At 59.0% G+C, this 26,080-nt stretch carries 23 protein-coding genes, 1 tRNA gene and 1 pseudogene; 14 read left to right on the top strand and 11 right to left on the bottom strand.

What is annotated here, in order from left to right; all coding sequences use genetic code 11:
• Nucleotides 1-225: 225 nt before the first annotated feature.
• Nucleotides 226-972: a hypothetical protein gene (locus PMI37_RS07510; protein ID WP_008079589.1), complete on the top strand. Its 747-nt coding sequence runs from the start codon at nt 226-228 to the stop codon at nt 970-972.
• Nucleotides 965-1,417, top strand: a complete 453-nt coding sequence (rimI, locus tag PMI37_RS07505) for a ribosomal protein S18-alanine N-acetyltransferase (RefSeq protein ID WP_008079588.1) — start codon at nt 965-967, stop codon at nt 1,415-1,417. The genes PMI37_RS07510 and rimI overlap by 8 nt, the downstream gene beginning before the upstream one ends.
• 139 nt (nt 1,418-1,556) lie before the next feature.
• Here rimI and PMI37_RS07500 read toward each other — a convergent pair whose 3' ends face one another.
• Nucleotides 1,557-1,961: a hypothetical protein gene (locus PMI37_RS07500; protein WP_008079587.1), complete on the bottom strand. Its 405-nt coding sequence runs from the start codon at nt 1,959-1,961 to the stop codon at nt 1,557-1,559.
• 141 nt (nt 1,962-2,102) lie between these two features.
• On the opposite strand from PMI37_RS07500, the gene can reads away from it, so the two are divergent.
• Entirely contained in the window at nt 2,103-2,747 is a 645-nt protein-coding gene (gene can, locus PMI37_RS07495; protein WP_008079586.1) for a carbonate dehydratase, read from the top strand.
• Between the two features lie 7 nt (nt 2,748-2,754).
• Here can and PMI37_RS07490 read toward each other — a convergent pair whose 3' ends face one another.
• From PMI37_RS07490 to PMI37_RS07480, 3 genes are all read right to left on the bottom strand, one after another.
• Entirely contained in the window at nt 2,755-3,279 is a 525-nt protein-coding gene (locus PMI37_RS07490; protein ID WP_008079585.1) for an SET domain-containing protein-lysine N-methyltransferase, read from the bottom strand.
• Nucleotides 3,280-3,457: 178 nt separating this feature from the next.
• Nucleotides 3,458-4,624, bottom strand: coding sequence for a hypothetical protein (locus PMI37_RS07485; protein WP_008079584.1), 1,167 nt, complete (start codon nt 4,622-4,624; stop codon nt 3,458-3,460).
• 118 nt (nt 4,625-4,742) lie between these two features.
• The gene (locus PMI37_RS07480) at nt 4,743-6,443 is read right to left on the bottom strand and encodes an acid phosphatase (RefSeq protein WP_008079583.1); all 1,701 of its coding nucleotides are present in this window, start codon (nt 6,441-6,443) and stop codon (nt 4,743-4,745) included.
• A 148-nt stretch (nt 6,444-6,591) separates the two neighbouring features.
• Here PMI37_RS07480 and PMI37_RS07475 point away from each other — a divergent pair, with 148 nt between their 5' ends.
• Both PMI37_RS07475 and PMI37_RS31185 read left to right on the top strand, forming a co-directional pair.
• Nucleotides 6,592-6,882, top strand: coding sequence for a nucleotidyltransferase family protein (locus tag PMI37_RS07475; protein WP_045123053.1), 291 nt, complete (start codon nt 6,592-6,594; stop codon nt 6,880-6,882).
• A gap of 125 nt (nt 6,883-7,007) precedes the next feature.
• Nucleotides 7,008-7,223 carry a HepT-like ribonuclease domain-containing protein gene (locus PMI37_RS31185; RefSeq protein ID WP_443216812.1) on the top strand — a complete coding sequence of 72 codons (216 nt, stop codon included), beginning with the start codon at nt 7,008-7,010 and terminating at the stop codon, nt 7,221-7,223.
• 36 nt (nt 7,224-7,259) lie between these two features.
• Here PMI37_RS31185 and PMI37_RS07465 read toward each other — a convergent pair whose 3' ends face one another.
• A complete protein-coding gene (locus PMI37_RS07465) occupies nt 7,260-8,678 on the bottom strand; it encodes a short-chain fatty acid transporter (RefSeq protein WP_008079580.1) in 1,419 nt (472 codons plus the stop codon).
• A gap of 313 nt (nt 8,679-8,991) precedes the next feature.
• Between PMI37_RS07465 and PMI37_RS07460 the strand changes: the two genes are divergently transcribed.
• From PMI37_RS07460 to PMI37_RS07435, 7 genes and pseudogenes are all read left to right on the top strand, one after another.
• Nucleotides 8,992-10,305 (top strand): MFS transporter, encoded by a 1,314-nt coding sequence (locus PMI37_RS07460; RefSeq protein ID WP_008079579.1) that lies wholly within the window; start codon nt 8,992-8,994, stop codon nt 10,303-10,305.
• 68 nt (nt 10,306-10,373) lie between these two features.
• Nucleotides 10,374-11,198, top strand: a pseudogene (locus PMI37_RS32445) (PAS domain-containing protein); the annotation flags it as partial.
• The gene (locus PMI37_RS32440; RefSeq protein ID WP_443216813.1) at nt 11,178-11,738 is read left to right on the top strand and encodes a methyl-accepting chemotaxis protein; all 561 of its coding nucleotides are present in this window, start codon (nt 11,178-11,180) and stop codon (nt 11,736-11,738) included. The pseudogene PMI37_RS32445 and the gene PMI37_RS32440, both read left to right, overlap by 21 nt.
• Nucleotides 11,739-11,917: 179 nt before the next feature.
• Entirely contained in the window at nt 11,918-12,529 is a 612-nt protein-coding gene (locus tag PMI37_RS07450) for a flavin reductase family protein (protein WP_008079577.1), read from the top strand.
• A 92-nt stretch (nt 12,530-12,621) separates the two neighbouring features.
• A complete protein-coding gene (locus tag PMI37_RS07445) occupies nt 12,622-13,182 on the top strand; it encodes a DUF2975 domain-containing protein (protein ID WP_008079576.1) in 561 nt (186 codons plus the stop codon).
• A 7-nt stretch (nt 13,183-13,189) separates the two neighbouring features.
• On the top strand, nt 13,190-13,411 hold the full coding sequence (locus PMI37_RS07440; protein ID WP_008079575.1) for a helix-turn-helix domain-containing protein: 222 nt from the start codon (nt 13,190-13,192) through the stop codon (nt 13,409-13,411).
• An 81-nt stretch (nt 13,412-13,492) separates the two neighbouring features.
• Entirely contained in the window at nt 13,493-14,125 is a 633-nt protein-coding gene (locus tag PMI37_RS07435) for a LysE family translocator (protein ID WP_008079574.1), read from the top strand.
• A gap of 136 nt (nt 14,126-14,261) precedes the next feature.
• Here PMI37_RS07435 and ggt read toward each other — a convergent pair whose 3' ends face one another.
• Nucleotides 14,262-16,094 carry a gamma-glutamyltransferase gene (gene ggt, locus PMI37_RS07430; protein WP_008079573.1) on the bottom strand — a complete coding sequence of 611 codons (1,833 nt, stop codon included), beginning with the start codon at nt 16,092-16,094 and terminating at the stop codon, nt 14,262-14,264.
• Between the two features lie 269 nt (nt 16,095-16,363).
• On the opposite strand from ggt, the gene PMI37_RS07425 reads away from it, so the two are divergent.
• Nucleotides 16,364-17,464 (top strand): DUF2817 domain-containing protein, encoded by a 1,101-nt coding sequence (locus tag PMI37_RS07425; RefSeq protein ID WP_008079572.1) that lies wholly within the window; start codon nt 16,364-16,366, stop codon nt 17,462-17,464.
• Nucleotides 17,465-17,679: 215 nt separating this feature from the next.
• On the opposite strand, the gene PMI37_RS07420 is transcribed toward PMI37_RS07425, so the two are convergent.
• Complete coding sequence (locus PMI37_RS07420) at nt 17,680-18,837, bottom strand: MFS transporter (protein WP_008079571.1); 1,158 nt, start codon at nt 18,835-18,837, stop codon at nt 17,680-17,682.
• A 48-nt stretch (nt 18,838-18,885) separates the two neighbouring features.
• Complete coding sequence (locus tag PMI37_RS07415) at nt 18,886-21,801, bottom strand: aldehyde dehydrogenase family protein (protein ID WP_008079570.1); 2,916 nt, start codon at nt 21,799-21,801, stop codon at nt 18,886-18,888.
• 985 nt (nt 21,802-22,786) lie between these two features.
• Here PMI37_RS07415 and PMI37_RS32200 point away from each other — a divergent pair.
• Entirely contained in the window at nt 22,787-23,158 is a 372-nt protein-coding gene (locus PMI37_RS32200) for a helix-turn-helix domain-containing protein (protein WP_338009885.1), read from the top strand.
• A 181-nt stretch (nt 23,159-23,339) separates the two neighbouring features.
• Here PMI37_RS32200 and PMI37_RS07400 read toward each other — a convergent pair.
• From PMI37_RS07400 to PMI37_RS07390, 3 genes are all read right to left on the bottom strand, one after another.
• A tRNA-Met gene (locus tag PMI37_RS07400) sits at nt 23,340-23,416 on the bottom strand.
• Between the two features lie 86 nt (nt 23,417-23,502).
• Entirely contained in the window at nt 23,503-24,957 is a 1,455-nt protein-coding gene (locus tag PMI37_RS07395) for an amidase (protein ID WP_008079569.1), read from the bottom strand.
• Between the two features lie 60 nt (nt 24,958-25,017).
• Nucleotides 25,018-26,064 carry an ABC transporter substrate-binding protein gene (locus PMI37_RS07390; RefSeq protein WP_008079567.1) on the bottom strand — a complete coding sequence of 349 codons (1,047 nt, stop codon included), beginning with the start codon at nt 26,062-26,064 and terminating at the stop codon, nt 25,018-25,020.
• Between the last annotated feature and the right edge of the window lie 16 nt (nt 26,065-26,080).

The raw sequence follows: 26,080 nt of genomic DNA, 5'->3' as shown, positions 1-26,080 counted from the left end.
CCCGGCTGGTTGGCAATGAAAAGCGGCGATTGTACTGCATCATGAAGGAGGCGATTCACTCTCGGGACGGACTGTCGCGTTTCTCCCTGTGGAAGACGTTGATCAAGTCTATCGATCAACAACGGGCGATCTTGAGCGAAGGGCGGTAGAATCAGCCCACTTCAGTTATCCACAAGTGGCCGACCCTTGCTAATCGAGTCCCGCCGCCGCGCCTATTTGAACGCCATGCAGGTGGTCAACTGGCTGCCGCGCACCGAATTGCCTTTCGCCGCGCCGTCGCGGCCCGAGCTGCTGGACATGCCCGAGCCCGAGGTAGAGGCGCAGGTGATGCCCGCGCCTCAGGCTGAAGCGCCCGCGCAGGCTGCTGCGCGTCCGAGCGAACGGCCGAAAATCGAAGTGCCACGCCCTTCGCTGGCCAGCACCCGAACCAACGCCAAACCGGTAGAAGCGGCCGACGACACCCCCGTGGTGGCCAAACCCGCGCCGGTGCCGCCACCGCGTTTCGCTCTGCAATTGCTCCGTGCCGGGCGCTGCCTGCTGTTGGTCGAGTTACCCACAGGCGAACCGTTCCAGAGCCGCGACCCGGCTTATCTGCTGCTCAAAGACATGCTGCGCGCCGCCGGTCTGCCGGATGCACCGCAAATCGTCGGCGAGCCAGTGCGTTGGCCGTGGCTCAATCGCGGCACCATGGATCAGGGCCCGGAGGCGGCGCGCGACTTCGTCCAGGGCTTCCTTTCGGTACAAATGGAAGCCGCACCGTGCGCCTGCCTGTGGCTGATCGGCCTGCCGGCAGTGCGTTTTGCCGGTGAAGCGGACGCTGAAGCATTCAATCGTGAATTGCAGATCGAAGGTCTGGGCTCGGCCTGGGCCATTCCCGGTCTGGAGTTGTTAATGGAAGAGCCACAGCGCAAGGCCGCTGTGTGGCAAGCCATGCGTCGGCTGATGGCGCGCTGGAAAGAATCGAATGAGTGACGCTGTAACCTTCCGCCCGATGATCGAGGCGGATCTGGACGCTGTGCTGAAGATTGAATTCGCCGCTTACAGCCATCCATGGACTCGGGGCATTTTTCTCGACGGCTTGGGCAAATACCAGATCTGGCTGATGTTCGAAGGGCAGCAACAGGTCGGGCATGGCGTGGTGCAGATCATTCTGGATGAGGCGCACCTGCTCAATATCACGGTTAAACCGGAGAATCAGGGGCGAGGCTTGGGGCTGACGTTGCTCGAGCATCTGATGTCGCGGGCGTATGCGGCGCAAGCTCGGGAGTGCTTTCTCGAAGTGCGCGACAGCAATCGCTCGGCGTTCCGCTTGTACGAGCGCTATGGTTTCAACGAAATCGGCCGGCGCCGGGATTATTATCCGGCGGTGGGCGGGCGCGAAGACGCTGTGGTCATGGCCTGCACCCTGGTCGACTGATCCCCTGACTCATTCTGCGGATACAACATCCCCCTGTAGGAGCTGCCGCAGGCTGCGATCTTTTGATCTTGTTCCGGGTCATGCAAAAAAAGATCAAAAGATCGCAGCCTTCGGCAGCTCCTACAGGAAGGCGCGTCTGTTAGCGGTTACCGTCCAGCGGATCGCGCCGCGCCAGCTCCGCTTCATCCAGCCCGTTACCACCGCCGATGTCGTCTTCATCGACCAGGCTCAAGTCCCAATCTGCCGGATTACCTTCACCGGCCTCTTCGGCATCCCGCGCACCGTCTTCATGAATCAGGGTTTCCGGGCTCATGTCATCGTCCGTTGGCTCATGATCGCTGACCGAAGCCCCGGTCATGCCCGCCTCACGCACGCGCTCACTGGGCATCAACTGCTCGCGTTCACGTTCTGGAATCTCATCACCAATCTTCGCGCTCGGCTCGTCTTCATCGAAATCCAGCTCATGCACCGAACCCATGCGGTCTTCGTTATCATCGATGGGCTCCGGTTGCACCGCATCGTAAGGGCGTCGTGAATCAGTCATGGCAAATCCTCATACTGTGGGCCTTACTAAGGTGGACTCACCAGGCACACGAGAATTCCCATGAAATCACTTGCGATGGCGGCGTGACCCCGACGGGCGGTCGACTGTCATACCAGCGCATCTTTCTTGAGGCCTTACAGCATGCACGACTTACAAGACCTGATTGATAACAACGAGCGTTGGGCTGACGCGATCACCAAGGAAGACCCGGATTTTTTCGCCAAGCTGGCGCGCCAGCAAACGCCGGAATACCTGTGGATCGGCTGTTCCGACGCACGTGTGCCGGCCAACGAAATCGTTGGCATGTTGCCCGGCGACCTGTTCGTTCACCGTAACGTTGCCAACGTGGTGCTGCACACCGACCTCAATTGCCTGTCGGTGATTCAGTACGCGGTCGATGTGCTCAAGGTCAAACACATCCTTGTCACCGGCCACTACGGCTGCGGCGGTGTGCGCGCCTCGATGCAGGACCGTCAGTTCGGCCTGATCGACGGCTGGCTGCGGTCGATCCGCGATCTGTACTACGAAAAACGCGAAGAACTGGCCAAGTTGCCGACCGAAGAAGAGCAGGTCGATCGGCTCTGCGAACTCAACGTGGTCCAGCAAGTGGCCAACGTCGCCCACACCAGCATCATCCAGAACGCCTGGCATCGCGGGCAGAGCCTGTCGATCCACGGGTGCATCTATGGCATCAAGGACGGTCGCTGGAAAAGTCTCAACACCACCATCAGTGGTTTCGAGCAGTTGCCGCCGCAATATCGTTTGCGTCCGGTCGGCGCGCCGTAAAACCGCGTCAGCGCCCGCTCGAATGTCGCCAACGCTGTAGAAAGTGCTGACCTTCAAGGGAGGGTGGATCGTCGTAGCCGGTGATCCACCCGCGACAGAGCGACGCTCCGCACGTGCAGGCGAACTGCTGCAGGAGTTTGTCTTCGGTGGCGGCGTAATCCATGGTCAGGCGCTCGCCGCTGTGGATATCTTTCAGCGCCCACAGCCATAACTCGCTCATGTCGAGAAAGACGTTGGGGTCGCAGGAGTGCTCCAGCAGGCCGCAAAAACGCGGGTCGTAAATGTGAATGCCGATCTGCAACTGGCGGGTTTGCCGACACCGATAGGGCAGCAATTGCCCGGACACCCGGCACATCCGACTGATACGCAGAAAATCCCGCCGGGCCACCACTGCTGCGCCATTGCCCGCGTCCGGGTGAACGATTTCGAAATCAAGGCAGGAGGGGAAACCCAGGCGAACAGGCAGTCCGGCGAACGGATAAATCCCTTTTGCATCCCTCGCCTGACTGGCTTGAAAGGCATGGCTGTTCATAACGTTCCTTGTTGTTCGGGTGTTGCGACTCCCGAAGGCTGACGTCCTGTCAGTCCTGCAACACGTTCTGTGGAACCAATCGTCGTGTATGTGCCGAGACGGGTCTACTGTCAGATCTGACAGGCGCGATAGACGCATCCCGCGTCAGCTCTGGCTGACACGGGAATCCCGTCATCGGTTACAGATGCGGTGCTGCAACCGCGGCTTGCGGCAGTGGCGCCTGCAATTGCTTGAGTTGCGCCTTGATTGGCGTCGAGGCGCATTTGGCGGCGGCCTCTGGCTGGCTTAGGTTACGGATCGAGGTGTAGAACAGTTCGCAGGTTTTGCCTTTCTGCGTCACTTGCCAGGTCTGCGTGCAATTGTTGAGCGTGGTCTGCGCATTGCTTGCCGGTCTGGTGCCCATGTCGGCCTGCCAACAGGCGGCGCTCAAGTCCTGACCCATGACCTTGAGGCCGGCCGCATCCGCCTTGGCCGTGTCGCCGTCGTAGCTCGCCGGGTCAGCGGCGTACCAGATGTAGCTCGGGTGGTTGGAGCCCAATACCGGCACTTTCACGCCTGCGCTCGGGCTGATGGTCGCCAGGCCCAGGACATTCACGGTCGGCCCGTATTGCTGCTTGATCCAGTTACGCACCGGCGCACCGAATGCGACCATCGGCAGGGTTGTGCCGGCGGCGTTCTGGCTGAACTGTTGGACCAGCGTGGTCTGATAGTCCTTGAAGTAGTCATAAACACCTTCGAGATCCTTGCCCGCACTGGACGGCGCCGCGATCGGGGCGATGTCGATGATGGTCTGGAAGGCTGGCGTCTGCTCGGCGGGAATGCCGTTGAAAGTGAGCAGCGCTGCCCAGCGATCCGTGGTGTTGGACCGTAAATAATCCTGCGCCTGAGTCAGTGAGTAATCCGGCGGGAAGTGCAGCAACTCAATACTTTTGCGATTTTCCAATGCCATGCCCAGCGGCAGGAACAGGTACCAGCTGTACGCCCACTTGCCGTCGGCGTTGAGTTTGCTGGCGCCGGTATAAGCCAGGTCGCCGGCGTCGAGCAGCGCGGACAGCGGCTTGTCATAGCCCTGCGGCACGCCACTGATTTCAGCGTAGAGCTGGCCGTTATCGTTTTTCACCAGAACCCTGGCGTCGGTGTAGCCGTCGCGCTGCACGCTTTGGCTCAGGTAGTGGGCGACGGTCTGCTCCAGCGACCAGTTGCGAAAGCAGATCACGTTGCAATTGTTGGGATAGGCGAAGAGGCGCGTGACGCGCTCGGTGCTGCCCAGCTTCAAGTCGACATCGGCGTGGGCGGCCGCGCTCAACGTCAGCGCGGCGAGGGTCAGTCCTGCGAGTTTGAACATGCTCAGATCCTTTTCAGCGTGGTTCCCGTCGGTCGGGGGCGGCTCATAGTGGATCAGCCGCGTGGCGCAGAAAAGCGGTCATGCGCAGTTTTTTGCGCCACCTCGCAGGACCCTTTGCTCAGGCCCGGAGCTGCAGGGCGTTGGTCAGATCGCCCATGGGTTTCTGGCCACGAGCGATCATCGCTTCATCGCGCTGCTTGAGACCGTCGAGCGTTTCCAGTTGGAACACCCGGGTGATCAGACGCAGGATCGATGCGGTGTCGTACACCGTGTGATCCACCGTACCTTTGCGGGCAAACGGCGACACCACCAACGCCGGCACCCGTGACCCCGGCCCCCAGCGATCGCCTATGGGCGGCGCGACGTGATCCCACCAGCCGCCGTTTTCGTCGACCGTGACGATCACCACCATGTTTTTCCACTGCGGGCTTTCACGCAAAACCTTCAATGCGCGGACGATATGGCGATCCCCCGAGGCAACGTCGGCGTAACCGGCGTGCATGTTCAGGTTGCCCTGAGGCTTATAGAAACTCACCGCCGGCAGCTTGCCGGCCTCGGCATCGGCGAAGAACTTGTTGCTGGTTGACTCGTCACCCAGACCGGCATCGCGCAGGCGTTTGTCACGCTCGGCGGGGTTTTCCGGGCCTTGCTGTTTGAAGTAGTTGAATGGCTGATGGTGATACTGAAAGTTGGGGATTTTCGGGATGCCGCCGGAATCCTTGAACTGCTCCAGCGTCGCTTGCCACGCACCGGCGTACCACGCCCAATCGACATTCTTCTTCGACAGCTTGTCGCCGATGTGCTCGTGAGTCTGCGGCACCATGACATTGGGCAGATCGGGCTTGGCATACGCCGGGCGTTGCGGGTCGCGAATCCACGTCGGCCAGTAGGGCGGGGCGAGCGTGTTGACGCCAAAACCATCCGGGGTCAATGCACTCGGGCCGAACTGCGGCGGGCCGGTCATGGCGCTGGCTGGGGACTGTTCCAGCGGTTTCAGGCGCGAATCTTTCGGATCGTCGCTGTGCAAGGCAGCGATCTGCGACTTGGCCACCGAATTGGCCGCGTCCGGATAGAACGGCGCGGTGGCGCTGATCAAGTACTGGTGATTGAGGAACGAACCGCCGAAAGCGCCCTGGAAGAAGTTGTCACACAGCACGAATTCCCTGGCGACATCCCACAGGCGCAATGAATAGCGACTCTGGGCGTAATGGCCCATGGTCAAACCGCCGGAGTCCGCCCAGGCGACGAAGCTGTCGTTCTTGCCGCCATTGATCTGCATCTGGTTCTGGTAGAACACGTGCCACAGATCGCGCGTCACCAGGCCGAACGGCAGATCCTCGCCGCTCGGGCCTTTAAGGGCGAACGGCGCGTTGGGCAGGTTTTCCTGAAACTGTGTGGCGCTGGGGTAGGTCACGCCATCGAGGGTTTGCGGGCCGAGCTGCAAGGTGCCGCCCCAGACGGGCGGCAAGGTTTGCAGCAATGAGCCGTCGCGATCACGTTGCTGATAGTCGGCGGGATTGAGCGCCGCCAGCGGCTTTTCGACACCGGGGAAATTACCGAACAGGTTATTGAAACTGCGGTTCTCGGCGTAGATCACAACTACGGTTTTCACCTGCTCGCGCAGGGCCTTGTCCAGCTCGGTCGGGGTTAACGGATGTTCGGCCGGTTTGCCGGGCTGTTCGCCGGTGTTGCCACAGGCCGCCAGCGTCGCGCCGACGCCGAGCACCGCGACACCCCCGAGGAAGCGGCGGCGACTGGTATCGGTGGGATTGTCGGATTCAGGGGAAGGTGCGTCGGTGCCGTCTGTTTCGTCGATCATGTCTCAGCCCGTTTTTGCTTAAATGTTTCAGTATGTTTCGGGCGGACGCTAGCAAGGGTGTGTGACGGTTGGGTTACAAAAGGCGCGGTGTTTGCAGCTCTCAAGCACTGCTAGACTGGCGCTACATTGAATCTGGCATGGGTGAACCATGAAACCTTCCACTGCTCTTGATTTGCAGCGATCAGCCGTTCGCGAGGTTATAGGCCGTTTTCGCGTGGCCAATCCTCGGGTGTTTGGTTCCGCGTTGTTAGGTACGGACATGGAAGGAAGCGATCTTGATTTGTTGGTAGATCCCTTGCCCGGCACTACCCTGTTCGATCTAGGTGGGCTTCAAGTTGAGTTGGAGGACCTGCTGGGTGTCACTGTTGATTTGCTGACTCCAGGAGACCTCCCGCTGAAATTTCGCCAGAAGGTTCTTGATCAGGCCCGTCCCGTATGACCGAAAACCGCCTCAGCGATTACCTTGAGCACATGCGCCAGGCGTCGAGCGATGCGTTGATCTTTGTGTAAGGCCTGAGCAAGGAAGAGTTCGTTGACGATAAGCGAACTCAGCAAGCGGTCATCATGAGTCTGATCATCATTGGCGAGGCCGCGACCAAAATAATGGACCGCTTTCCGGATTTCGTGGCGCAGCATCCAATGATTCCCTGGCGCAATATGCGCGGAATGCGTAACCGGATTGCTCACGGTTACTTCGATATCAACCTGGCTGTAGTGTGGGAAACGGTTCATAGCGCTTTGCCTGAATTACTAGCCTCCTTACCCACCGCGTCAGATTGATTGCACCCGCCCTGAAGCAGGTGCAATCAACTCAAACTACGGCATCACCGGCGGCGTATACGCCAATGTCGTCCCCAGCGCCCACAGCAACAGCAGCACCAGTGGCGTGTGCACCAGCAACTGCACGAACGAGAAGCCGATCAGATCCCGCGCCTTCAACCCAAGCACCCCGAGCAGCGGCAGCATGTAGAACGGGTTGATCAAGTTCGGCAGGGCTTCCGCCGCGTTGTAGATCTGCACCGCCCAGCCGAGGTGGTATTGCAGATCGTTGGCGACCTGCATCACGTACGGCGCTTCGATGATCCACTTGCCGCCGCCCGACGGAATGAAGAAGCCGAGAATCGCCGAATACACGCCCATCAGCAGCGCATAGGTGTCGTGCGAGGCGATGCTGACGAAGAACGTCGAGATGTGATGCGCCAGGGTTTGCGCATCGGTGCCTTTGACCGTGGTCATCAGCGCGGCGATCGAGCCGTACAACGGGAACTGGATCAATACGCCGGTGGTGGTCGGCACCGCACGGGCCACGGCATCGAGGAAGCTGCGCGGACGCCAGTGCAGCAGGGCGCCGAGCATGATGAACAGAAAGTTGTAGGTGTTCAGCCCGGAGATCGCGGTGATCGCCGGTTTGGTCGAAAACTCGTGGAACAGCCATCCCGCCGCCAGCAGCACCAGCACGATGATCAGCAGCGGGCTGTGTTCCAGCCATTCACCCGGACGGGTGCGTGGTTGCAGCGGCGGCAGGTTGAAGGCCGGGTCGATGCCGCAGGCCTTGGCGTCCCGCGCAGAGTTCGGGCCGGGCGCGGTGGCGTAGGCGATGATGATCGAGATCACAATCAGCGCCAGCAGCATGACCCCGGACTGCCAGAGGAAAATGGTTTCGGTGAACGGAATCACCCCGGTGATCGACAGGATCGATGGCGGCAGGCTGCCGGGGTTGGCCTGCAACTGTGCCGCCGACGAGGACAGGCCCAACGCCCATACTGCGCCGAGGCCCAGATACGCTGCGGCACCGGCGGCGCGGTAATCCATTTTCAGATCGGTGCGGCGGGCGAGGGCGCGCACCAGCAAACCGCCGAACACCAGCGACAGGCCCCAGTTGAGCAACGAGGCGACCATCGAGATCAGTGCGACCCAGGCCACGGCGGAGCGGCCGTTCTTGGGGATTCGCGCCAGACGGTCGATCAGTTTTACAGCGGGCGGCGAACTGGCGACGACGTAGCCGCCAATCACCACGAAGGCCATCTGCATGGTGAACGGGATCAGGCTCCAGAAACCGTCACCGAAGGCCATGGCGGCATCGGTGGGCTTGGCGCCCATCGCCAGCGTCGCCAGCGCAACGATGATGACGGCCAACGCGGCGAACACCCAGGAATCGGGAAACCAGCGTTCGGCAAAACTCGAACAACGCAGGGCAAAGCGTGCAGAGCGGCTATCTTCGATATCAACGGCCACAGGAATACCTCGGATTTTTATGGTTATTGTGGTGTTGCGGACGAAACAGCCATTACCTGTGTAGGAGCGAGCCTGCTCGCGATAGCGTCCGTTCATTCAACATGTGAATTGACTGATCTGGCGCCATCGCGAGCAGGCTCACTCCTACAGGGGTTTGACCGTGGGGGTCGCCATGTCTCAACAGTAATTCAACTGCCGACGCTTTGTGAGCAGGTTTTGCAAAACCGGGACTATGGTCTAACGGGTTGTCCATCCGCCCGTTTGCGTAGACCATGGGCGCCTTGGTTTTTTGCCTGATCCAGAGTTCTTTGCCATGACTGCCCAATCCACGGCCAAACCCGCGCCGTTCAGCCGCTCCGACTACAAGACCCTCGGCCTTGCGGCCCTTGGCGGGGCGCTGGAGATCTACGATTTCATCATTTTCGTATTCTTCGCCCTGACCCTCAGCCAACTGTTCTTCCCGCCAGAAATGCCCGAGTGGATGCGTCTGCTGCAAAGCTTCGGCATCTTCGTCACCGGCTATCTGGCTCGGCCGCTGGGCGGGATTCTGATGGCGCATTTCGCCGACAAACTCGGGCGCAAGAAAGTCTTCAGCCTGAGCATCCTGATGATGGCGCTGCCATGCCTGCTGATCGGGATCATGCCGACGTATGCGCAGATCGGCTATTTCGCGCCGTTGCTGTTGCTGGCGCTGCGCATCCTGCAAGGCGCGGCGGTGGGCGGTGAAGTGCCGAGCGCTTGGGTGTTCGTTGCCGAACATGCGCCGACCGGCCATCGCGGTTATGCGTTGGGCTTTCTGCAAGCCGGGCTGACCTTCGGTTACCTGATCGGCGCGCTGACCGCGACGTTCCTGGCACAAGTCTTCACCCCGACGGAAATCCTCGATTACGCCTGGCGTTATCCGTTCCTGCTCGGTGGTGTGTTCGGCGTGATTGGCGTTTACCTGCGTCGCTGGCTGAGCGAAACCCCGGTGTTCATGGCCATGGAAGCGCAACGCGAGGCGCGCGTCGAACTGCCGTTGCGCACGGTGCTGCGTGAGCATCGGCTGGCGATGTTGCCGGCCATGCTGCTGACCTGCGTGCTGACCTCGGCGGTGGTGGTGTTTGTGGTCATCACCCCGACGATGATGCAGAAAACCTTCGGCATGTCCGCCAGCCACACCTTCGCCCTCAGCGCCTTGGGCATCGTCTTTCTGAATATCGGTTGCGTGCTCGCCGGGCTGCTGGTCGACCGCATTGGCGCCTGGCGCACGGTCATGCTCTATAGCCTGTTGCTACCGTTGGGCATTGGCGTGCTCTACGGCTGCCTGATCAGCGGCGGCGACTGGATTGGCATCGCCTACGCCATCGCCGGTCTCGCCTGTGGCGTTGTCGGCGCGGTGCCTTCGGTGATGGTCGGTTTGTTCCCGGCGCGCATTCGTGTGTCGGGCATTTCCTTCACCTACAACATTGCTTACGCCGCCTGGGCCAGTTTCACACCGTTGTTGCTGATCGGTCTGATGCCGTGGAGCCCGTGGATCTGTGTGATTTTCTGCGCGGTGATGGGCGTGGTAGGCATTCTGGCTGCGGCGTATTTCGGCGCGCGGATGCCGCGTACGGGACAGTGTCAGGTGGCGGGCCCGGCCTGATCGTGCGCAGTCGAATTATTTTTGACTGACGGGTCGCAAGGGCGCTTCAGAAAAACTTTCCAAGGCCGATGGTTAGGCTGCATCCCGCTTTCTATCCTGCCCATCGGTACCTTGCCATGTTCAACAAACGCCTGAAGCAAGAGCTGGCCGCTCTTCGTGAAGAACTCTCCAGCCTTGTACAAGTGAAGGAAAGCCTGGAAAGCGAGATGCTGGTGCTGAACCTTGAGCCCGATGGCCGGGTGCAGTCAGTCAACCAGAACTTCCTCAACGAGATGCTCTACAAGAGCCACGACCTCATCGGGCGGGCGATTGAAGACATCGTACCGGTGCATGTGAAGTCCGACGATTTCCATCATCGCTTCAAGAACGCCCTGACCCGCGGCGAGCATTTCGCCGGCGCCATCCGCCTGATGCGCGGCAATGGTGAAGAGGCGTGGCTGCGCTCGATTGTGCAGCCGGTGCGCTCTTCGGATGGGCGGATCAAGCACATCTCGATCTTTGCCAGTGACCTGACCCGCACCATCGAAGCGTCTCGCGAACACGAAAACCTGATCGGCGCGCTGGTGCGTTCCACGGCAGTAATCGAGTTCGATCTCAATGGCAATGTGCTAAACGCCAACGACCGCTTTCTCAACGGCATGGGCTACAGCCTGGCGCAGATCAAGGGCAAACATCACCGCATGTTTTGCACGCCGGAGGAGTACAACAGCGTTGATTACCAGAATTTCTGGCGACGTCTGAACAATGGCGAATTCGTGGCTGAACGGTTCAAGCGAGTCGACAGTCATGGTCGTACGGTCTGGCTGGAAGCGTCCTACAACCCAGTGGTCGATGCCAACGACAAACTGTACAAAGTGGTGAAGTTCGCCACGGTGATCACCGATCAGGTGAACCGCGAACAAGCCGTGGCCGAAGCCGCCAACATTGCCTACAGCACCTCGCAGCAAACCGACAGCACCGCCCAGCGTGGCACCACGGTGGTGACCGAAGCGGTGAACGTGATGCGCGATTTGTCCAGGCACATGCAAACCGCCGGGGAAGGCATCGAAGCGCTGAACGAGCAGTCGCTGGTGATCGGCACCATCGTCAAAACCATCAGCGGGATTGCCGAGCAGACCAACCTGCTGGCGCTCAACGCGGCCATCGAAGCCGCGCGGGCCGGTGAGCAGGGCCGTGGCTTCGCGGTAGTGGCCGATGAAGTACGCCAACTGGCCTCACGTACCAGCCAGGCGACCGACGAGATCGTTGGTGTGGTGCGACAGAATCAGGAAATGGCTCGCAACGCCGTGGCGCTGATGACCGACGGCAAGCTCCAGGCTGAACAAGGCCTGGCGCTGGCGGCAGAGGCGGGCACGGTGATCGTCGAGATTCAGGACGGCGCGCAGAAAGTCGTCAATGCCGTCGGCCAGTTCGCCAACCAACTCACCCACTGAAGCCCCACCCAATCCCTGTAGGAGCTGACGAGTAAAACGAGGCTGCGATCTTTTGATCTTAATGTTGAGGTCCAAGATCAAAAGATCGCAGCGTTCCGCCGCTCCTGCAGGTTTTTCACCAGCATATATTTCGATGCTGGCGCTACAATCGGCTCCTTTTCTCCCCGGAGCAGATCCCCATGAGCGATTCCCACCGCCGCCCGGTTCCCCTCAACAAAGCCTACCGGTTGCTCAACCACGGGCCGACCGTATTGGTCAGTGCCGCCCATGACGGCCAGCGTAATATCATGGCCGCCGCCTGGGCGATGCCGCTGGATTTCGAACCGCCGAAAGTTGCCGTGGTGCTCGATAAAGCGACCTGGACGCGGCAGTTGCTCGAAGCATCGGGCACTTTCGTCCTCAACGTACCGTGCGCACAACAGGCCGATATCGTGCAAACCGTCGGCACCACTTCCGGTCTGGATCTGGTTGGCAATCAGGGCCACGACAAGTTCGAAGCGTATGGCCTGCAAACTTTTGCCGGAGATCTCGTAGACGCGCCGCTGCTCGACGGCTGTGTTGCCTGGCTTGAATGCCGGCTGCTGCCGGAGCCGCACAACCATCAGCAGTACGATCTGTTCCTCGCCGAAGTGATTGCCGCTCACGCCGATGCGCGCGTATTCAGCGAAGGGCGCTGGCATTTCGACGGCCACGATTCACTGCGCACGCTGCACCATGTGGCGGGCGGGCATTTCCTCACCATCGGTGATGCGCTGGATGGCAAAGTGCTGGAGGCGAAACCATCTGTGTGAAATATAAATTAACGTTTTGCAGTAATTAATTATTGTTTTACGATAATTTTATCGTCTATGGTTTGTCTCACATTCATTCTGTGAGGCATCCCATGACTTCCGTTTCTCTCGCGCAATTCAGCCGTCGCATGGCCACGATCACGCTGCTGCTGATCATTCTCATGCTGGTACTCAACGCCGCAGTCTGGTTATTCCCGACGCTGGGCAGCAAGGACGGTCTGGGCCTGGGGTTCGCGTTGAGCGAACGCCAGCTCTCGGACATGACCAGCGCCGCTGCGGTGTTTCCGTGGTGGCAAACCCTGGGCGCCATCGTGCTGTCGAGTATTCCCCTGATCGCACTGGCCTTTGGTTTGAAAGCGCTGCGTCGTCTGTTCCAGTGTTATGCCATGGGTGAGTATTTTTCCACTGAAGCCGCCGGTCATCTGGGCAAGGTCGGGCGCGCCGTGGCCCTTTGGGTACTGCTGGATTTTCTCTGCGAGCCAATGCTCAGTCTGTGGGTTACGCAAAACGCACCGGTCGGCGAGCGAATGGTGACCTTGAGCGTCACGGCTTCCACCTTCGTCGCGCTGTTCATGGCCGGCTGCATTTCGATCATTGCGCGCATCCTGTCGCAAGCCAGCGAAGTGGATTCCGAAAACCGTACTTTTATTTGAGATCGCCATGTCTATCGTGATTCAGCTGGATGTGATGCTCGCCTTGCGCAAAGTCAAATCGAAGGATTTGGCCGCAGCCATCGGCATCACCGAGGCCAATCTGTCGTTGCTCAAGCAGGGCAAGGTCAAGGGCCTGCGTCTGGCAACTCTGGACGCCATCTGTGAATACCTGAACTGCCAACCCGGCGACCTTTTGATACGCGTGCCGGATGGCGAACCTGCTGTTTAAAAGCAGTGTTCAACCCATGGCAAAACGCTGTGGGATGCTGCAAGGTATGGGGCATTGTCGAATCAATCAGGCACATGCCCCATGGATCTCTCAACTGTGAGCTACTTTGCTCCACTGCTGTCGTTGGCGCTGTTGTGGACAGTCGCGGTGATCACGCCGGGGCCAAACTTCTTCAATATCGCGCAACTGGCCGTCAGCCGTTCGCGGCGCCATGGCGTCGTCGCCGCACTTGGCGTGGCCAGCGGCACGGTGCTGTGGGGCTTGGCTGGCGGGCTGGGCATCCAGTCGTTGTTCAGCGCCGCACCGACGCTGTACCTCAGTTTCAAGATCGCGGGTGGCTGCTACCTGATCTACCTCGGCCTCAAGCAATTCAAGCGCAAAGCCGCTACCGCGCCGGGTACGTTAGATGCGTCGCAGCAAACATTGCACGGCGCTTATGCCCGAGGATTTCTCGGCAACATGACCAATCCAAAATCGGCATTGTTCGTCGCCACCATCTTCGCTACCGCAATGCCGGCACACATACCGCCGTTATTGCTGGCGCTGGCGGTGCTGACCATGGCCACGCTGTCATTCAGCTGGTATTGCAGCGTAGCGCTGTTCTTCGCCAGCCGCCGGATGGCAAGTATTTACGAACGCTCGCGTAAGTGGCTGGATCGACTGGCGGGTGGCTGCTACTTGCTGTTTGGCGCGCACTTGGTGGCGAGCCGTTGAGCGAAAACAGGCTGAACGAACAGAACTTGTGGCGAGGGAGCTTGCTCCCACCGGGGCGCGAAGCGGCCCCAATCTTGAATCCAGGAGCAGGGCCTGCTGCGCAGTCCAGCGGGAACAAGCTCCCTCGCCACAATCCTCAATCCCCCAAAGCTTCGCCTTCACGCCGCGGATCCGCGCCACCTTCAAGCGTTGCTTTGCCCTGCGCATCCTTGACGCGCACGATGGCCTGAGTGCCGCTGGTCATGTCGATTTCGTTCACGGCATGTCCCTTGTCTTTCAGTGCCTGAATCAGCATCGGGCTGAACTGGCCTTGCTCCAGTTCGGTCGGGCCGTTGCGGCTGCCGAAGTTGGGCAGGCTGATGGCGCTTTGCGGGTCGAGGTTCCAGTCGAGCAGGCCGATGGTGGTTTTTGCCACGTATTCGATGATCTGCGAGCCGCCCGGTGAGCCGACGCTGGCGAGGAATTCGCCGCTGTTGCGATCGAAGATAAGCGTGGGAGCCATCGACGAGCGTGGGCGTTTGCCGGGTTCGACGCGGTTGGCGACTTTTTGGCCGTTCTCTTCAGGGATAAAGGAGAAGTCGGTCATCTGGTTGTTGAGCAGAAAACCCTGAACCATCAGGTGCGAGCCGAACGCCGCTTCGATGGTGGTGGTCATCGACACGGCACCGCCGAGGTCATCCACCGCGACCACTTGTGACGTCGAGATACGCAGTGGCGAACGGTCGGGCGCGTAGGCCACCTGAACACCCGGCGGTGTGCCAGGTTCAGCGGTGCCCATGCTGCGCTCGCCGATCAGGCTGGCGCGGCTGGCCAGATAACCCGGGTCGACCAGGCCTTTCACTGGTACAGGAACGAAGTCAGTATCGGCGACGTATTGCGCACGGTCGGCGTAGGCCAAACGTTCAGCTTCGGCGATCAAGTGCACCGCTTGTGGCGCGGGTTCAATGCCGGCGGGTTTGTCAGTTTTCACCGGTTTCAGTGGGGTGAGTGACAAGCGCGGATCGCGGGTTTCCAGCGCCTGCAAGGTGCCGAGAATCTGCGCCACCGCGATGCCGCCCGACGACGGTGGCGGCATGCCGCATACCTGCCAGCGTTTGTAATCGGTGCACAGCGGCGCGCGTTCTTTGGCTTGATAGTGCTGAAGATCGTTCAGCGACAGGCTGCCGGGGTTGGCATGGCCCTGCACTTTGGCGACGATTTCTTCAGCGATCGGGCCTTTGTACAACGCATCGGCACCTTCATTGGCGATGCGTTTGAGCACGGCGGCCAACGCTGGATTCTGCAAGCGCGTGCCGACGGCTTTGACGCTGCCATCAGCGTTGAGGAAATACTTGGCCATGTCGGGCGAATGGCGGATCACCGGGTCTGATTCCAGCAGCGAGTGCAAACGCGGCGAAATCGCAAAGCCTTGCTCCGACAGTTTGATCGCCGGTTCAAACAGCTTCGCCCAAGGCAGGCGACCGTGTTGTTTATGCGCCAGCTCGAGTGCACGCAATACACCCGGCGTACCGACTGAGCGACCGCCGATCTGCGCCTGCGGGAACGACATGGGCTGGCCGTCAGCGCGCAAGAACAACTTCTCGGTAGCGCCGGCCGGTGCGGTTTCGCGCCCGTCGTAAGTGCGCACCTGTTTACCGTCCCACAACACGATCATCGCGCCGCCACCGATGCCGGAGGATTGCGGCTCAACCAGCGTCAGCACCGCTTGCATCGCAATCGCCGCATCAATCGCCGAACCGCCCTGACGCAACATCTCGCGCCCTGCTTCAGCGGCCAGCGGATTGGCAGCAGCGGCCATGTGTTTGCTGGCGTGACGGGTTTGCAGATCGGTGCGAAAGCCCGAGGCCGCCTCTGGCGCGAGTGGCAAAGTCGAGGAGGGCGGGGCGTTGCAGGCGGTGAGGGTCAGGGCGCTGATGATCAGTGTCAGGGCAGGCAGGCGAAAGCGCTTCAAGGGCAAGGCTGAAAACACGCGGGCTCTCCGTCCGTGGATTAAAAGTCTGAGGGACTTTATCGACCGCTCGGTCGCGACGCAAACCGGTGGGCATTTTTGTCTTTCTTTTCGGGGCGGATGTTCGCTAGGGTCAGCGTCAATTGACTGACCGCACACGTCCCCCTGTAGGCCTTCGCCTGCTCGCGAAAGCGGTGGGTCAGTCAGCAATGATGTTGGATGTGATGACGCTATCGCGAGCAGGCGAAGGCCTACAGAGGTCAAACCATAAAAATCACAAGAGGCCAAGAATGCACAGCGAGTTCCCCACCGACTCCAGTTACCGCAATCAACGCGAACAGTTCCTGGCCGCCGCCAACGCCGCCGGCGCCACGCTCACCTCCTACGCACATCCGCGCTGTGGGCCATTTGGCGAACCGTTGAGCACCGACGTCGCTGTGCTCGGTGATCCACAGGCCAAACGCCGATTGGTAGCGCTCAGCGGTACTCACGGCGTGGAGGGGTATTACGGTTCCGACTGCCAAATCGATTGGCTGAAAGATTTCGTCCCTGGCTCCCTGCCCAAGGATGTCGCGGTGGTCATGGTGCATCTGATCAATCCATGGGGCACCGCATGGCTGCGCCGGGTCAACGAAGACAACATCGACCTCAACCGCAATCACCTGGATATCACCGGGCCGCTGCCGGACAACCGCGCGTACGCCGCACTGCATGAAATCTACGCCTGCACCGAACTGAACGGCGCCGAGCGTCAACTCGCGGATGCCATGCTCGATGCGCAAATCAACGAACACGGCTGGCCAGCGGTAATGTCGATTGTCGAGGGCGGTCAGCACAGTCATCCCGACGGACTGTTTTACGGTGGCCGCGCGCCGAGCTGGTCGAATCGCACGTTGCATCAAATCATCGAGGCGCACCTGGCTGGCGCTGAAACCGTGATGTGTTTCGACCTGCACACCGGCGCCGGCGAATACGGTCATCCGATGTTGCTGACGATTACACAGGCACCTTACCCGGCACTTGCGCAAGCTCAGGCAATTTACGGCCAATGGCTCTACACCCTGCACACCGGCGCCGACACGTTGAGCGAAACCGGAGTGGCAGCGACGGCTACCGGATACACCTCGCAAGCGTTGCTCAATGCTTTACCGGATGTGCAGTTGATGCCGTTCGTGATCGAGTGCGGGACCTATCCGGGCGCGGACGTGCACCGGCATTTGCGTGATGACCATTGGCTGCATCTGCACGGCGATCCACTGGATGCAACGGGGAGGGCGATCAAGCTGAATCTGCTCGAACAGTTTTATCCAGCCGATCCTGACTGGCGCGCGATGGTCGGTTTGCGCACCCGGCAGATCTGGGCAAAAGGTCTGGCGGCACTGGCTGACTAACTGATAGTGGCGAGGGGATTTATCCCCGATGGGCTGCGAAGCGGCCGCAATGTTCATCCGGTAAAAAGGTCATCTCGTGCCCCATCGAGGATAAATCGCCCTCGCCACAACGGGCATAAAAAAACGGCCTGCCTTGCGGTAAGCCGTTTTCAGTACGTGTAAAACGTCGAAAAAACCGACGGCGCCGAAGAAAAACTCCCCGGCCTCGGCGTTTTTTATCGCAACGCTTTCACCCTGACCGTCCTTCTGAACAGCGGCAACGCGAACAACACAAACAGCGCCGCCGCAGCAGACAGCGCTAACGGCAGGCCGTGGGCGCTGGTTGTCATCGCTGCGCTGCTGACCAAGGGCCCGAGCAAACTGCCGACCCCCCATAAAAAACCGGCGCTGGCATTCGCGGTGACCAGGTCGGGGCCCTTGAACCCTTCGCCGATCAGAATGATCGCCAGGGTATAAACGCCGCCAGCAACGGCGCCGAGTACCACAAGGCTTGGCCAGAGCAAGAGGGGATAGTTCATCAACCACGGCAAGCAGACACCGATGGCCAGAGAAAGCACACCGCACCCCAAATAGACAATCGGCCTGGCAACGTTGTCCGAGAGCCAGCCCAGCGGGAACTGGAAGGCCGCGTCACCGAGCAGAATCACCGTCACCATGAGCGCAGCGAATTTGATCGCATAGCCGTGATCGGCAGCGTAAACCGGAAACATCGAGAGGATCACGCTATCGAAAAACGAGAAGAAAATGATGCCCATACACAGCGCCGGCGCCACTTGAATGAAGCCCAGCACCGAGAACGTCTTGCTTTCCGAATGCCCGTGATGCTCCTTTTGCCTGGGCAAGGTGAACCAGATCATCCCTAGCGCCAATAGATGTCCGCCAATCACCACACTGATCACCTGGGGGCCAGCAGTGCCGAAGAGGGCCACCATCCCGGGCCCCAGTAGCTGGAACACCGTAAAGCAGGTGGTGTAGATCGCGACAACCCGACCTCTGTATTGGTCCTCGGCGATTTCATTCACCCAGGACTCCCCCAGAATAATGATCACCCCCGCCGCCAGCCCCATCGTAAACCTGGCCAGTGCCAGGGCGTACACCGTCGAGGCGAAGAACTCGACGGCGGCCACGCTCAGGGTCGACAGGGCGAAACATCCCAAATAAATATGTCGACGGCTCAGCCGCTGGCAGATCCAGTCCACCAGAAAGGCCGACAGCATCATTCCGGCTGCGGGCAGTGCCGACATCACGCCGATATGCACAGCCGACGCTCCCGCCTGGTACAGGCGCAACGCAACCACTGGCACGGTCGAACCGATACATAACCCGACGATGGAAACGCCGAGTACCAGCGCCGCCAACAATAATCTATTCATTCATCACACCTCAGGCTCACTGCCCATCGATAGCTGGCCCGCGCACGCTCAAACCGCCACGAGATGCTCGTGGATATCCCGTTGAGGCAACGTCGGTTTGGCAATTCTCACGCCGTTCACATACAGGCAGGACGCCGCGACCCCATACCCGCCGTAAGGGTTGTAGCCCTTCTCCACGACATGCAGGTCGGTGTTGTTCAGCACCGTCTCCGCGGCATGTTTGCCTGACGCCACCAGCTCGTCGATGTAGCCACTGCTGCCAAACAACGATACGTACATGGAATTGGGGGCATAGAGCGGATGTTCGAAGTAGCCCGCCAGCTCGCTGTCATCTGCATAAGGTTGAACGAAGAACACGGGGGCAAAAAACTCTTTGTAGTTGCCGCCCAGCGACAATGGCCGCTCGAACACGGTTGGACGTATCAACCCGCTGATCGGATTGATCTCGCCGCCATACGTACAGTGTTCGCGATACTCCTTGAACATCTTCACCACTTTCAACGTATGGTCAGGGTCGCTATTGGGGCCGACGATGTTCTCTTTGCGTGCGTAATCGCCGACATAGTCCTCGCACTTGACCAGCTCCTCGCGCAGCCGACGGATGAACTCACCGTAGACCTGGCGATGCACCAGGATGCTGTTGGGACCGGCGCAATCCTGTCCCTGGTTGTACAACACCACCCGCAGCGCACTTTCGATCGCGGTGTCGATTGATGCATCTGCCGACACCACCAGTGGGTTATGGCCCGCCCCGTTGAGGATGAACAAGGTGCGCTTGAGGTAGGACTTTCTGACTTTGGTCGCGTTTTCCGGCGTGCCGGTAAAAATAACCACATCGGACATCGCAGCGGTCTGGCTGACAAACGTCTCTTTGTCGGCAAAAGAGACATTCAGGTTCGGAAAGAAGCGCTCCAGCTGCAACGACTCCAGCAACTTCCTGTAGTGCGAGTGCATCGCCGTCGGCGGTCGAAGCCAGGCTGAATCGGCCAGCAATGACGGAATAATGCCAAAACAAGTCGTGGCATAGATCGGCTGGTTGAGCGGCAAGTAACTGGTCACGCAACGCACCCGGCGTTCAAAGAAAGGGCTGTTAAGCGCCAGGCACTCAAGAAACTCGACACACCGCTCAATCTCATCCACCGCCACGTTGTAGCATTCGAACCCCGAAAGGCTCTCGGCAATCGCCTCACTGTTGCTTCGAAGATGTTGTGCAAACGCGGCGGCACGGGCTTTGACCTCTTCGAAATCGATGGCTTCCAGCACTTGCCGGGCCTCTGGTGGCCTTTCGATCGTGACCATCGGGCGCGAAACTTCGGACAACTCGGTGGTGGCTTGATTGAACTGCACTTCGCTCATGGTTTCACTTTCCCTGTATTGAGTTGCCTGTTTGATCCGTGATTCGAGTTGCGCACTAAAAGCCTGAACACCCAGACGATTGACGTACCCGTGGAGTCGCGGCCCGCTTTCCTCGCCGAACAGACAGGCGTAAAGCATCCGGTAAGCATCGCCGTGACTGGCGACGCCAACCTGATCGAAGATTTGCGTTATCTGTTCGCGAGTAACAGGTCCTGGGTGGACCGCCAGTTGTTTGAACTGCTCCGACATCCGATAGAGCACCGGCTCCCCGTTCTTGTTGAGCATCCGTGGCAGGAAAAGTGGGGCAACTCGTTCCTGGTAATAGGTAAATGCTTTCTGGACCACATCGGTAAAGCCGTCATCCGCCACGATGTCCTGTCGGGTTTTGTCGTGCTGGAGCAGGTAGTGGTAAGCCGCATCAATGTTTTCTGGATGGCAGGCAGTAAATATGTTCAGCATCCGCTGATAGGTGGTGCGACGCTTGCCATGGCGCGGTGGGCGATGGAAATAACCGACGGGATTGTCATCGTCGCCCTCGACCATGCGCGCATGGTCAGCCCGGTAATGGTCATAGGCCTTGATCGACACCTCGGGATGGAAGCGCGTGGTGCGATAAGGGTTGTTGAACATGAAATGCTGCAACGCCCCCTCGGGCATGTATTTGTTCACTTGCTCCAGAGAAAAGCCGTTGCCTTTGCTTTTGGATATTTTTTTGCCGGCGATGTCGGTAAACAGCCCGTACTTCATCAGGATCGGAGCTCGCACATCCAATACCTGGCAGATATCGCGCACCGTATTCGCCGAGTCAGTCAGGTCTTCGCCATGCATTTCAAAAGCAATATTGCGGTGAATCAGGCGCATTGCCCAATCGGCCTTCCATTGCAACTTGCAGTGACCATCCAACACTGAGGTGGTGATGTCTTCGCCAATCGGCTCGTCGGCGTAGTACTCCTGTGACGTGATGCTGTACTCCTCGCCTGGCCGGTTGATCAGCAGGTCTGGCGGGATCTGATAGACAATTTCGCCGCGCTGCACATCCACATGCCGAACCACCAGATGCTCGATGATCCGCCCTGAAAAGCGCGAAACGGGCATGAACATGCTGTAGCTCTTTCTACGGGTAATTCCCAGACGTGAGGCCACGACCTGATTGATTGCCTCCATTCGAGAGAGAAACTGCTTGATGGTCGAGTTGTAGTAACCGGATCGATAGAGCGCACTGTTTTCAATCAACTGATAGTCGAGCGCATAGGGCATCAGTGCCTGATCAAGTCGAGCGTTAATGCCTGCCGACAGACTGCCCGCCTGTTCAAATGGGTCGGGAATATCGCACAACGGTAGCCCCAGACTACTTTGCAGGAGCTGCGGCTGAGGGAATGTTCCGGGTACTTTTCGCAGCGCGTCCAGATCGTCGGAAACAATAAACAGCCGGGTTTCCTTGCTGGATATTTTCTCGAAGGCGGTTTTTACGATGCTGACGCGCAACACCTCACACAACGTTCCGATATGGGGAAGCCCGGAGGGTCCGAAACCTGCGCCGAACGCGACGACCCCATTGTTATCGGCAGTTCTTTCCTGAATTTGCCGAGCAAGACTCTTCCACCACATGCAGTGAACTCCCTGTTAGATGCATCAAAAGACCCGCCCCACCCAAGTGGACGTCCCGTTAAAAAGGCTCAGGCAATCGCTGACAGGCAGGCCAAGGCACCCGGCCAGTTATCAGGAAGGCAATAGGTTCAATAACGACTTAGCGTTTTTGGGGGGGAGGAGAGAAAGTAAAGGCAAACAAAATGCTGCGACGACGACTGTTCGCAACATGGCTATCGAAAAGGGCGATATCCGGGCGGACATGCGCGATGAGTCGATGCGGGCTCAATAAGGAAGGGAACATGAGAGTATCAATAACCAGATATTCGCAAACGCTTCTACCTACGCGTTCGCCGTGTTCGATTACAGGCAGGCAACAAAACGCCTACCAACCCTTGTAAAAATGAAGCTCCTGATCTGGTACTGATGTGTGCCGTCATCCAACTCAACCTTGAGAAATGACTGACACGATCAACGGAAACAGCCTACGTCAGCGGCTCATCAGAAATCAATCCCCCGAGCGCCAACCACATCGGGCAAAACCACAAGGGGTCATGCTGCCAGGGAGAGTGCATCCGATTGCATGACTGCAACCAAGCAAGCGCCCTGGAACAACCTAGGACAGTGGCTGATTACCGACGGTCATGGCAGAGGGGGGCGTTTTATATTGCTGCGCTTCATCCGTGAAGGCCCTCAGTGCAGGGGCGTACAGGGTGTGAAGGGTGCGGGGGGCGACAAGAATGGAATTCCAGACACAAGAAAGCCCGCACGAGACGGGCTTCTTGTTTTGATTTATAGACATCCTGAGATGTCTGTAAATCGGTCCTTGCCTCTCACAGCCGCATTTGCCTGATGAGCACCGGCATTTGCCTGATGACCAGTGGCTGCATTTGCATGGTGATCCGCTGGATGCCGCGCCTGTAGTACCTCGCCCCCGACCTAGCGGTTGTTCTGCATTTCTCCTACAAACCTTTCAGGTCGACAACTTACGCGCCTTTACCTGAGGATGTTTTCTGTTGTTTTTCCAGGATGGATTTCAGATGAAAAGGATGAGTCCGTTGCCAATCAACTCTATTTTCAGTCGGCCATTGTCATGAGTATTTCCAATGAGGACCGTGATTTTCTGGTGGCGCTGGGCAGTCGCATTGCTCACTTACGCACAGTGCACGAGATCACACAGACGCGGTTTGCACGGGCCTTAGGTCTTTCCCGGCAAACCTTTCAGGGCTACGAGGAGGGCACGCGCAGCATGGCGGTCACGACATTGGTGAAGATGGCATTTGCGCTTCGCGTGCCTGTTGGGGACCTGCTCGGGGTGCCCTCGTACACGGAGACGCCCAGACGCAGCTTGACCTCGACATGGTATCGATGCCTGTAGTCCATCAATGAGCTTTCGAAGGTTCAACAGAAGGTCATTGCGCAGATGCTCGACGCCCTGATCGCACAGGCAGCGACCAAAGCGAGCGACGAAGAGAAGGATGTTTGAAGTGACAGATCACTTAGACTTTTCTCGAGACATAAAAAAACGGCCTACCTTTCGGTAAGCCGTTTTTAGTACTTGGTGGCTACACAGGGACTTGAACCCCGGACCCCAGCATTATGAATGCTATGCTCTAACCAACTGAGCTATGTAGCCAAGTGGCGCGCATTATTCCCCTGAAATGGAAAAGCGTCAAGCGTAAATTTAAAAATTTTTTCTACGCTTTCAACCGTTTATCAAAATCACTGCCTCAACAGTGGCGAAGGGCAGCGTTGGAACCAGCGGCTGGCCTGTTCATAAGCGTGCGCCAATTGCAGGACAGCGAAGTCGGCCTGGTGCTTGCCGATGATCTGCAACCCCATCGGCAAACCGTCCGCATTGAACCCCGCCTGGACGTTCGCAACCGGGCAACCCGACAAAGTGCCGGGAATCACGACTTCCATCCAGCGGTGATACGTGTCCATCGCCACGCCCTCAATCGACGTCGGCCAAGGCTGGGTTTTATCGAACGGGAACACTTGGGCGCTGGGCAGCAGCAGGTAATCGTACTTTTCGAACAGCCGGGAAATCGCCCGATACCAATCGCTGCGAACCACTGAGGCGGCGAACACTTCACTGGCCGACAGCTTCAGGCCGTTTTCCACTTCCCAAATCGCTTCCGGCTTCAACAATGTACGCTTCTGTGGATCGGCATACGTCGCGCCCAAAGACCCCGCGACCATCCAGTGCCGCAACGTCCGCCAACTGCTCCACAGCCGCTCAGGCGCGAAATCCGGCAGAACGGACTCAACGTGGCAGCCGAGGCTCTCAAAGTCGGCGAAGGTCTTCTCACACAGCGAGAGCACGCCTTGCTCCATCGGCAGATACCCACCGAAATCGCCCAGCCAACCCAATCGCGTGCCTTTGAAATCACGCCCCAGCGGCGCTGCAAACGCCTCACCGGATTCAGCGATGGACAGCGGCGCCCGCGCATCACTGCCAGCCTGCACCGACAACAGCAACGCCGCATCTTTCACACTGCGCGCCATCGGCCCTTCGTAACCGAGCTGATCAAAAAACAGATCGGCACTGTCATCAAACGGCACACGTCCCTGCGACGGGCGAAAACCAAAAATGTTGTTGAACGCCGCCGGATTGCGCAGCGAACCCATCATGTCGCTGCCATCCGCGACGGGCACCAGATGCATCGCCAGCGCGGCCGCCGCGCCACCGCTACTGCCGCCCGCCGTCTTGCTCGGGTCGTACGCGCACGCGGTGGCGCCAAACAACGGGTTGTAACTCTGCGAACCGAGGCCGAATTCTGGGGTGTTGGTCTTGCCGATAATGATCGCCCCAGCAGCCTTGATCCGCTCGACCATGATGCCGTCGCGCTCAGGCACAAAGTCTTTGTACAACGGCGAACCCAGCGTGGTGCGGATGCCCTGGGTCAGCGACAGATCCTTGATCGCATGGGGCAGGCCATGCATCCAGCCCCGGTATTCGCCACGCGCCAGTTCGGCATCGCGTTCGTCGGCCTGAGCCAGCAGATGTTCCGGTGATTGCAGGCTGATCAACGCATTGACCAGCGGGTTGAAACGTTCGATATGGGCAAGGTAAGTCTGCATCACTTCCCGGCAGGAAACCTGGCGCAGGCGAATGCGGTCGGCGAGCTCGTGAGCCTGCAACAGGACCAGTTCGCTGATGTTATTAGAGTTCATTGCAAGCGGCCTTTCAGACGGCTGGAAAAACGCCCCGCCAGTGCGACGGGGCGGTAGCGATCAACGCATCAGGTTGGTCCAGAGACGGTCAGCGAGGCGGATCGCGCCTTCACCGCAGGTCTTGCTGAACACCACGTTGGTGCCCTCGGGAATGTGCAATTCCGGCGCATCTTTCAACGCCGCATCAAGGAACGGTTCAACGCCTTTGATCGGGCTCTGGTGCTTGAGGAAGTTCTGCGTCATCGCCGCGTTTTCCGGCTGACTGAGGAAGGCGATAAACGCCTTGGCATTCGCCGGATTTTTGCTGCCGGTGGGGATGACCATGTTGTCGACCCAAGCCAGCACGCCTTCTTTCGGGTAGAGGTATTTCAGCGTCGGCTTCATCTCACGGGCACGCATCGATGAACCACCCCAGAACATCGACATATCGATTTCACCCGAGGCGAGATTCTCGCGAATCGAGCCGGCCTTGGAGCTGTAGGTTTTCACGAATGGCTTCTGCGCCTTGAGCAGCGTAAGCACTTGCTGCATCTGTTTCGGGTCTTCGCTGCACAGCGGAATGTTCAGATAGAGGCTGGCCATGTCGACCATGTCGCTGACCGAGTCGAACATGTTGATGCGCCCCTGCAGCTCGGCTGGCGGCTCATACAAAACCTTGTAGCTGTCGGCCGGGCCTTTGTAGCGCGCGCTGTCGAGGACGACGCTGGTGGTGCCCCAAATGAACGGCACCGAATACGCGCCCTCCGGGTCCCAACTCGGTTTTTTCAAGTTATCCACAACGCTGGCGTAGTAGGGCTCTTTGACCGGGTCGAAGCGTTCCAGCAGGTTTTCCTTGATCAGGATCGGCACGAACTGGTGCGACGGAATCGCCACGTCATAACCGGCGCCACCCTGTTTCAATTTCGCCAGCAGCGTCTCGTTGGAATCGTAGGAATCGACGGTGACTTCGATACCGGTCTGCTTCTGGAACTTGGCGAGAATCTCCGGCGAAAAGTAGCCGCTCCAGCTCACCACGTTGAGTTTCTCGGCGGCCTGAACGCTGCCCGTCATCGCCAGCGGCACAGTCAGGAACAACGAAGTGCCAACGCTTTTTATCCACTTGCTCATGTTATTTCCCCACAGG

Origin of the sequence: Pseudomonas sp. GM80 (genome assembly GCF_000282515.1) — a bacterium.
Taxonomy (GTDB): domain Bacteria; phylum Pseudomonadota; class Gammaproteobacteria; order Pseudomonadales; family Pseudomonadaceae; genus Aquipseudomonas.
The sequence above is the reverse complement of the archived record's forward strand: the minus strand, read 5'-3'. Positions and strand labels throughout refer to the sequence as shown.